The following is a 7,426-nucleotide window of genomic DNA, read 5'->3' as shown; positions in this document are numbered from 1 at the left end:
CCCGAGCCGGAGGGGCCCATGATCGCGGTGAACCGGCCCTGCTCGAAGTCGACGTCCACGCCGTCCAGGGCGCGCACGATCGCCTCACCCTTGCCGTACGTCTTGGTCAGGTTCCTGGCCCGGACGGCACGGGCGGCCCCGCCCGAGCCCGGAGCCGGCTGGTCCGCCGGGACGTACACGGTGGTGTCCACGAGATTTCTCCTCGGTGATCGACGCTGCTTGATGCGACGCTGCTGGATGCCGGCGCTGCTGTGCGTGCTGTGCGTGCTGTGCGTGCTGTGCGTGCTGTGGTTGATGTGCGGGTCGCCCGTGGCGGCACGCGCCGGGCATCGCCTGCGGGAAGGTGTCCCGTGTGCGGCCCGGAAGTGGTCCGGCCTTCCCGGGGTGGACCCCGGTTCGGCCGGCAGCAACGAACCTACGGAGCCGGGGCCGGTCTGGACATCGGGCGTCGGCCTGATCCTTCCCTGGTCGTGTCATCCCTTGGTCGTACATCTCGTCGGTCCCGGGTAGGGGCAGTCCCCCAGGGGTTCTGCCCCAGGGAGCACGACGGAGAGCCTGTGGAAACCGGGGTTGTGCACAGAAACCCTGGTCAGGGCGCTGGGACCGGCCGACCGGCGGCAAGGCTGGGGGCATGACCTCCACCTCGTCGTCCGACGGCGCCGTGCGCGTGACCCTGCACCCCGGCGAGGACCTGCTCCTGCGACCGGGCACGCGCCTCGGCGACGTGCGCGCGCCGCTGGCCGCGCTCGTCCGCCGCCCCGAGCTGCGGTGGGCGCCGCTGACGGTCGACGGTGTGCGCCTGACCGACGACCAGGTGGTCGGCGAGCGACCGCTGCTGCCCGGCGCCGTGCTGCGGGTGCGATGGCCGGACGGGGCCGGGGCGGACGGGGCCGGGCCGGTCGCGGAGGGTGTGGGGCACAGCGCCGGCGGGCTGGTCGCCGGGCCGGGAGCCCGGCCGGGCTCCGGGCCCGGCTCCGGGCTCGGCGCCGGCGGTCCCGGCGGGGCCTGGCTCGTCGTCCGGGTGACCGGTCTAGACGCCGGGACGATCGTGGGCGTCGACGGCCCGTGGGCCGCCCTGCGTGCGTGGGTACGCCTGTGCCGGGGCGGACGTCTTGCGATCCGCCGGTCCCGGGGTCCGGCCGACCTGCTCGTGCCCCGGCCGGAGGCCGCACCGGGCGGCGTCTCGTGGCCGCTCGTGCTGCTCCCCGCGGTCGCGTCGCTGGTGCTCGCGGCGGTCCTGCGCCAGCCGGTCCTGGCGGTGTTCGCCCTGGTAGGCCTGGTTGTGGCCGCCCCGCAGCTGCGCGCCGCCAGACGGCGGACGGCGGGCCGGGGTGCTGCGGGCGGCGGGTCGCGGGAGCTGCCCGGGCCGGCGCGCCTGCTCGCGTTCGCGCACGCCGCGCTGCACGTCTCGCCGGGCGCGTGGGCGGCGGCGCGGGCGGCCTGGGCGGCCCCCCGGGTTCGAGGTGGGGCGACGACCCCTGGCGCGGCGCCCGGCGGGGTGTCCGGGGCCGCGATGGACCTCCCGTCCGCGCCGGACGACGGATGGGCCGCGCTGCTGCGGGACGGCGCGGTCGCCGTGCTCGGTCCCGCGGACCTCGCCCGGTCGGTCGCCCGCGCGCTGGTCGCCGGGCTCGCCGCCCGAGGCGCGGCCGTGCGGGTCGACGACGGCGCCCCGGGCTGGGCCTGGGTCCGCTGGCTCCCGGGCGGCGAAGCGTCGGTGCTGGTGGTCGACGGCGCGGTCGCCGACGGCGGGGTGCCCGGCGGTGGGATCGGCGGCGGCGTGGTGCGCCGCGACGTGGTCAGCGGCGGCACGGTGGGCAGGCCAGCCCCGTCGTCCGCCCACCTGGTCGTGTCCGTCGGGGCCGTACCGCCCGGCTGCCGGGCGGTTGTCCAGGTGCTCGACCCGCGCCGGGTCCGGATCACGGGCCCGGACGGCGCCGCGCGGACCGTGCCGCTGGTCGGCGTCACCGTCGAGTGGGCGGACCACCTGGCCCGCCTGCTGGCGGGTGCCGCCTGGCTCGGCCGGACGGCAGCCACGCTGCGGGGCTCGATCGGCGGCAGCGAGACCGGCCCCGCCCTCGTCGCCGGCGCCGGCAGCGCCCTCGCCGGGACCGCCGACGCCCGGTGGAGCCTCGCGACGACGTGCGCCGACGACCCGCGCCTGCCCGCCGCAGTGTCCTTGACCAGGGCGCACGGTCTCGACGAGATCCCGGGACCGGACCACGTCGCCGCTCGCTGGGCCCGCGCCGACAGCCGGGCGTCCGCAGAGGGTCAGCCGGCCGCAGCGGATTGGCCGGCCGCGGCGGATCGGGTGTCCGCAGCGAGCCGGGCGTCCACAGCGAGCCGGGCGTCCGCTGCGGGCCGGGCCCCCGCCGACGACTGGTCCGTGCCGCTCGGCCTCGGCGCGGACGGCGCGCCCGTGCTCCTGGACCTGGTCCGGGACGGGCCGCACCTGCTCGTGGCGGGCACCACCGGGTCGGGCAAGTCCGAGCTGCTCCTGACGCTGGTGCTCGGGCTGGCGCTGGCCCGGTCGCCCGCCGACCTGGCGCTCGTGCTGGTCGACTTCAAGGGCGGCGCGAGCCTCGGCGCCTGCGACGGGCTGCCGCACGTGGTGGGGCAGGTGACCGACCTCGAACCCGGCCTGGCCGCGCGGGCCCTCGCCGGGCTGCGCGCGGAGCTGCGGCGCCGGGAACGGGTGCTCGCCGAGCGCGGCGCGGCCGACGTCATCGCCCTGCCGCCCGGTGTGCTGCCCCGGCTGGTCGTCGTGATCGACGAGTTCCGCGCCCTGGCCGACGACCTGCCCGCGTTCCTGCCGGCCCTGCTGCGTGTCGCGGCGCAGGGCCGGTCGCTCGGCGTGCACCTGGTGCTCGCGACCCAGCGGCCGGGCGGCGCCGTCGGCCCCGACCTGCGGGCCAACGTCAGCGCCCGGCTGGCGCTCCGGGTCACCGATCCGCTGGAGTCGCGCGACGTGGTCGACGACCCCGCCGCCGCATACCTCCCGAGCGCGACGCCCGGGAGGGCCGTGCTGCGCCTCGGATCGGCGCCGCCCGTGCTGCTGCAGTGCGCGCACGCGACGAGGCCGCCCGAACCGCGGATGCCGCTGGTGCGCCGCGCGCCCGCACGCCTAAGAGGTCGCGCGGCCGCACAACGCATCGCCGCCCTGGACGCCGCGGAATCGGACGCTACCGCGCCGCACCCTGCCGCGCCGCACGCCGTCGGGCCTCACGCCGTCGGGCCTCACGCCCCAGGACACGACGCCGCACGGCAGGGCGCCGCCAGCCAGGACACCCCCGGGCAGGACACCGCCACGCTCGTCGTCGACGCCGTCCGCCGCGCCGCCGACATGCTGGGTCACCGCCCGGGCGCGCCGCCCTGGCTGCCGCCCCTCCCCCGGTCCGCCGGGGCCGCCGACCTGCCCCCGCGCACCCGACGGGACGGAGGCGGCCTCGCGCTCGCGCTGGGCGACGACCCGGAAGGACAGCGCCGGACGACGGTCACCTGGCGCCCGAAGGACGGCCACCTCGCGGTGCTCGGCCGGGCCCGGTCGGGCCGCACCACCGCCCTGGTCACGGTGGCCCTGGCGGCGCTGCGCCAGGGCTGGCGGGTCCATGGGATCACGCACGACGCCGCCGGGCTGGGAGCGCTGCGGGACCGTCCCGGCTACACCGGCACCAGCCACCCGGACGACGCCGAGGCGCTGGACCGGCTGCTGTCCGGCGAGCCCGTGACCGGCGTCGACGCGTCTCGGACCGGCACCGAGAGCCGGACTGGCCCCGGGAGCCGCACCAGCCCCGCGCCCGCCGCGCCCGCCGCGCCCCGCACGCTGGTGCTGATCGACGGCGTCGAGGACGTGCGCGCCACGCTGCCCGTCGCGGCGCTGCGCTCGGGGGCCGCGTTCGCCGTCACGGCCGACGGCCCGTCCGTGGGCGGCCTGGCCGCGCGGTTCGGGCCGCACCTGGTGCTGCTGAGCACCGACCGCGCGGCCGACGTCGTGCTCGGGGCACCGGCGATGCTCGCGGGTGCAGGCGGGCCGCCGGGCCGGGCCGCGTGGTGCGGCCGGGGCGATCCGGTGCTGTGCCAGGTGCTGGAGCCGGAGGTCACGCCGCCGGACCGGCCCCCGGGGCTCAGTCCTCCGAGCGGGTCCCGGACGTCGCCGCGACGACGGAGGGCGTCATGAGCAGCACGGCCACGCCCACCGCGATCACGAGGGCCACCCACCCGCCCGGGACGGAGGGTCCGCTGCCGCTCCCGATCGCCGCGATCGACCCGATGATCTGAAAGAGCTGCCAGGTCACGACGGGTCCGCGACCGGATCGACGACCCGCGAGAAGTGCCCGGCAGCACACCACGAGAACCCAGGCGACTCCCAGGAGGAACAGAACCAGAAAGAGGCTCACTCCCAGCGACATGGAACCGCCCGTAATGAGTTCACCAAGGAGCACCAGCGCGAAAGCAACGAGGCCGATCACCTCGACCACGACGCCGATCACCAGGGCACGAAGAAACGGCGGGACACGAGGCGCGAAAAAGGCTTCCAGTACGGGCACGACGGACTAGGATACTTGTGAGACGGGTATTCACAATAGTGTGACGGATACCTCAGGGTTCATGGGTCAGAAACTTCGCCGTAACCCCTTGTGCGAGCGTTCACGAGCGTGTGAACCTAGATGCAGCAATCCCACACACCCCCGAACACACCCCCGTCGGTCGCCGCCTGGCGCTCAGGGATCGGAAAACGATCCACAACCAGACCTGCGCGCCCCAGACGCACGACGACGATGCTCCCTAGTGGCGAGCCGGACGGTGGGAAGTTCCTTCCAAGGAGTACGTGACCATGGACTGGCGCCACCGCGCAGCATGCCTCGAAGAGGACCCCGAGCTGTTCTTCCCCATCGGCAACACGGGCCCTGCCCTGCTGCAGATCGAGGAGGCCAAGGCCGTGTGCCGTCGCTGCGACGTAGTCGACACCTGCCTCAAGTGGGCGATCGAGTCCGGCCAGGATGCCGGCGTCTGGGGCGGCATGAGCGAGGACGAGCGCCGTGCGCTCAAGCGCCGCACCGCGCGCGCTCGTCGCGCAGGCTGAACCGACAGCACAGCACCACCCCGCACCACGATCTCCGCGAGCCACGCCTGAGCACGCCCCCTCCGCCCAGGCGTGGCTCGCGTCTTTCCTGACACCGTCAGGAGCGGGCCGGCTCCGCCACCCGCAGCACGAGCTGCAGCACCACCTCGGTGCCGCCGCCGGGCCGCGCCGACCACTCGATGGTCCCGCCGAGCTCGTTGGTGACGAGCGTGCGCACGATCTGCGTGCCCAGGCCGCTGCCGGGGCCCCGCCCGCCGGCGCCGCCGTTCTCGGGCAGCCCCACGCCGTCGTCGGCCACGACCACCCGCAGGTCGGAGTTCTCGCGCTCCACAGCGATCTCCACCGTGCCCGCGGAACGCCCGACGAACCCGTGCTCGACCGCATTGGTGACCAGCTCCGTCAGCACCAGGGCGAGCGGCGTCGCGTCCTGCGCGGGCACCATGCCGAACGAGCCGGTGCGCACGGTCCGCACCGAGGTGTCCGCCGAGGCGACGTCGGCCGTGAGCCGTAGCGCCCTGCCCACCATGTCGTCGAGCTCGACCTGCTCGTCGAGCGTCTGCGAGAGGCTCTCGTGCACCAGGGCGATCGTGGAGACGCGCCGCATGGCCTCCTCGAGCGCCTCCTTGGCGGCCGGCACGTCCATGCGCCGGGCCTGGAGCCGCAGCAGCGCGGCCACTGTCTGCAGGTTGTTCTTCACGCGGTGATGGATCTCACGGATCGTCGCGTCCTTGGTGATGAGCTCACGCTCGCGCCGGCGCAGCTCGGACACGTCGCGGCACAGCAGCACGGCGCCGATGCGCTGGCCGCGGTCGGTCAGCGGCATCGCGCGCAGCGACAGGGACACCCCGTGCGCCTCGATGTCCGTGCGCCACGGGGCGCGCCCCATCACCACGAGCGGCAGCGACTCGTCCACGGGCTGGAGCTGCTCCACCATGTCCGCCGTCACCTCGACGAGGGACTGCCCCACGAGCGGGCCGATCACGCCGAGCCGGTGGAAGCACGACAGCGCGTTGGGGCTGGCGTACAGCACCTCGCCCTCGGAGTTGAGGCGGATCAGGCCGTCGCCCACGCGGGGCGCACCGCGGCGCGAACCGGTCGCGGCGTTCGGCAGGGGGAACTCGCCCCGCGGGATCATCGCCACGAGGTCGTCGGCCGCCTCGACGTAGTTCAGCTCCAGGCGCGACGGCGTGCGGCCCGAACCGAGGTTGGTCTGCCGCGCGATCACGGCGACCGCCGTGTCCTTGTGCACCACGGGGATCGCCTCCTCCCGCACGGCGTACGCGCCGAACCAGCGCGGCTCGCGGGCACGCTGCGCCTTCGCCTCGGCCATCGCCTTCGCGAGCTGCGGGCGCTGCCCCTCGGGCGCGAACGAGCCGACGACGTCGTCGTAGTGCACGGTGGCACCCGTCGACGGCCGGCACTGCGCGATCGCGACAAACCGCCCGTCGTCGGTCGGCAGCCACAGGACGAGGTCCGCGAACGCGAGGTCCGAGACCACCTGCCAGTCGCCGACCAGGAGATGCAGCCACTCCACGTCGGCCGGCTCGAGGTCGGCGTGCTCAAGGATCAGGTCACTCATCGCGGACACGCGCCCAGCCTATGTCGGAACCGACGCATGGCCCGATGAGGGCGCGGCGCGTACCCGGGGCGCAGCCGCGGCTCCCCCGGATCGGACGCGCGCAACGCGTCGGTTAGAGTTCGACCACCGGCATGCCCCGTCGGCGCGAGGAGGAGAGCCCGTGCACCTGACAGTGGACCTGACGTTCCCCGCAGACATCGACGACGTCTCCACGATGCTCGCCGACGAGTCGTTCGTGCGGTGGCGCGCCCAGCGCTCCACCGGCTCGGTGAACGGCGTGGTCGAGCAGGCCGACGTCACGGGGACCGCGGTCACCGGCTTCACCGTGGTGGTTCGTCGCACCCTGCCGACCGACATCATCCCCGTGCAGGCCCGCCCGTTCGTGGGTGCGCACCTCGAGATCCGCCAGGCCGAGGCCTGGGAGGCGGCGTCCGACGGGCGCCGGACGGGCACCGTGGCGGTCGAGATCCTGGGCGCGCCGGTGCGGGTGACGGCCACCGCGGCCCTGACCGCCCTGCCCGACGGCGGCACCCGCCTCACCTACGCGGGCGACGTCCGGGCGACGGTGCCGCTGTTCGGCACCGTGATCGAGGAAGCCGCGGTCAGCGCCGTGCGCACCACCCTCGAGACCGAGGCCGAGGCGGGGCGCGACTGGCTCGCCGGCAAGCGCACGGGAACGGCCTGAGCCGTCCCGGACGGGACTTCCCCTGACGGGGATGTCCCTGCCAGGATGCCCCTGCGGGCCGCACCGGACGGTGCGGCCC

At 75.5% G+C, this 7,426-nt stretch carries 5 protein-coding genes and 1 pseudogene; 3 read left to right on the top strand and 3 right to left on the bottom strand.

Features of this window, described 5'->3' with window-relative positions; all coding sequences use genetic code 11:
• Positions 1-191, bottom strand: a pseudogene (locus tag ACFWEJ_RS25160) (ABC transporter ATP-binding protein); the annotation flags it as partial.
• 440 nt (positions 192-631) lie between these two features.
• Between ACFWEJ_RS25160 and ACFWEJ_RS25155 the strand changes: the two are divergent.
• Complete coding sequence (locus ACFWEJ_RS25155; protein WP_377231909.1) at positions 632-4,177, top strand: FtsK/SpoIIIE domain-containing protein; 3,546 nt, start codon at positions 632-634, stop codon at positions 4,175-4,177.
• On the opposite strand, the gene ACFWEJ_RS25150 is transcribed toward ACFWEJ_RS25155, so the two are convergent.
• A complete protein-coding gene (locus tag ACFWEJ_RS25150; protein ID WP_377231908.1) occupies positions 4,125-4,547 on the bottom strand; it encodes a hypothetical protein in 423 nt (140 codons plus the stop codon). The genes ACFWEJ_RS25155 and ACFWEJ_RS25150 overlap by 53 nt on opposite strands.
• A 287-nt stretch (positions 4,548-4,834) precedes the next feature.
• Between ACFWEJ_RS25150 and ACFWEJ_RS25145 the strand changes: the two genes are divergently transcribed.
• On the top strand, positions 4,835-5,083 hold the full coding sequence (locus tag ACFWEJ_RS25145; RefSeq protein ID WP_026365970.1) for a WhiB family transcriptional regulator: 249 nt from the start codon (positions 4,835-4,837) through the stop codon (positions 5,081-5,083).
• 97 nt (positions 5,084-5,180) lie between these two features.
• On the opposite strand, the gene ACFWEJ_RS25140 is transcribed toward ACFWEJ_RS25145, so the two are convergent.
• Positions 5,181-6,662, bottom strand: a complete 1,482-nt coding sequence (locus ACFWEJ_RS25140) for a sensor histidine kinase (protein WP_285105921.1) — start codon at positions 6,660-6,662, stop codon at positions 5,181-5,183.
• 160 nt (positions 6,663-6,822) lie between these two features.
• On the opposite strand from ACFWEJ_RS25140, the gene ACFWEJ_RS25135 reads away from it, so the two are divergent.
• Positions 6,823-7,347 carry a DUF2505 domain-containing protein gene (locus ACFWEJ_RS25135; RefSeq protein ID WP_377231907.1) on the top strand — a complete coding sequence of 175 codons (525 nt, stop codon included), beginning with the start codon at positions 6,823-6,825 and terminating at the stop codon, positions 7,345-7,347.
• The last annotated feature ends 79 nt before the right edge of the window (positions 7,348-7,426 follow it).

This window comes from Promicromonospora sp. NPDC060204, assembly GCF_042728455.1.
Lineage (GTDB): Bacteria > Actinomycetota > Actinomycetes > Actinomycetales > Cellulomonadaceae > Promicromonospora.
Note: the sequence above shows the minus strand (reverse complement) of the source record. Positions and strands in the feature narration are given on the sequence as shown.

Excerpts from the sequence above, each read along its gene's own strand:
- ACFWEJ_RS25155 (WP_377231909.1), top strand. The coding sequence starts at position 632 with ATGACCTCCACCTCGTCGTCCGACGGCGCCGTGCGCGTGACCCTGCAC.
- ACFWEJ_RS25145 (WP_026365970.1), top strand. The coding sequence starts at position 4,835 with ATGGACTGGCGCCACCGCGCAGCATGCCTCGAAGAGGACCCCGAGCTG.
- ACFWEJ_RS25140 (WP_285105921.1), bottom strand. The coding sequence starts at position 6,662 with ATGAGTGACCTGATCCTTGAGCACGCCGACCTCGAGCCGGCCGACGTG.